The sequence below is a fragment of the Bradyrhizobium sp. GW821-FHT13H05 genome, from assembly GCF_058804065.1.
In genome coordinates this window covers 1-1,190 of record NZ_JBXAPO010000033.1, presented here as the reverse complement: position 1 = coordinate 1,190, position 1,190 = coordinate 1, and the positions used below count along the sequence as shown (strand labels likewise).

At 62.7% G+C, this 1,190-nt stretch carries 1 protein-coding gene; it reads right to left on the bottom strand.

The genetic code is table 11. From position 1 onward, the window contains the following. Positions 1 to 848: cache domain-containing protein (locus AC1RR3_RS38505; RefSeq protein WP_492830534.1), on the bottom strand; the 848-nt coding region annotated here is incomplete at its 3' end. Between the last annotated feature and the right edge of the window lie 342 nt (positions 849 to 1,190).

Sequence of the window (1,190 nt, the reverse complement as noted above, 5' to 3'; positions counted from 1 at the left end):
TTCTCCTGTTCGCTGCGAGTCTTGTTGGCGGCCTGCTCAGCTTCGAGGGTCCGGGCCGTGAGTGCGGTCTGCCTGAGCACTTCGAGCGTCTCGGCCATGCGGCCGATCTCGTCGCCGCGATCGGCCTCCTCGACCGGCTTGTCGATGGCGCCTTCGGAAATCTCCTGCATGCGGTTCTTCTGGCGGTCGAGCGCACCAAGCACGTCGCGGGCAATCAGCCAGGACAGCGTCGCCATCAGCAGCATCAGGCCGACACCGATCGCGGCGAGCTCCAGCGTCAGCGCGCGCACGTCGGCGTCGATGTCGTCGACATAGAGGCCGTAGGCAATCGCGACGTTCCAGGGCGCGAACTGGCGAGCGAACACCATTTTGCGGACCGGAACGGTCTCGCCGGGACGCGGGAAGAGATAGGACAGGATCGCGCCTTCCGGTGTCTGCTTGCCTGCGGCCACAGTGGCGTCGCCGATCACGATGCCATTGGCGTCCTTGATGCCATTGTTCTTGCCCTCGAGCTGGGGCGCGCCGCCGTTCATCATGACCGTTGAATCGGCGGTATAGACGACGGGATAGCCTTGGCCGCCATTGAACTTCATCTGCCGGCCGCGCAGCTTGAACTGGGCTTGCGCATCGGCGACCGTCATCTTGCCGGCGGCGACCTCGTCCTGGAGCGATTGCGCGAAGCCGTGCAGCAGATCGACCGCCGTCTGCATCTGGCGCGCGCGATCTTCGAGCATGCGTGTCTTGCTGAGATAGGCCGACGCGACGATGAGGGCGGTGACGGTGAGCGCCGCGAGACAGACCATGCTGGCGAGCTTGGTGCGGATCTTCAGGTGACTGAGCAGTTTCATGACGGACTCGGGAGCGGTTGTAAAATGCTTGTTCTCGCGCAGCCGTATCAGGAAGTTCTTACCATTCCTGAACGCAGGGCACGGCGTGTTGAGACACGCCGCAATTTGCGCAGCTGTGGACGGTCATATGCAGACGAGACGCTGTCGCCTGCGGCGACGTGTCCAAGAAAATACATTCAAGATCGTGTTCGTGCGATCAAACGGGTTCGATCCGGGAATCGATTTGCCGATGAGTCGTTGCGTTGAGACAAGGTGTCGCGCCGCTTACGCCGCGCGCACGCCCTTCAGGAACGTCCCGACTTCGCCGGAGAGCTGCTCGGCCTGCTTGGAAAGATTTGAGGC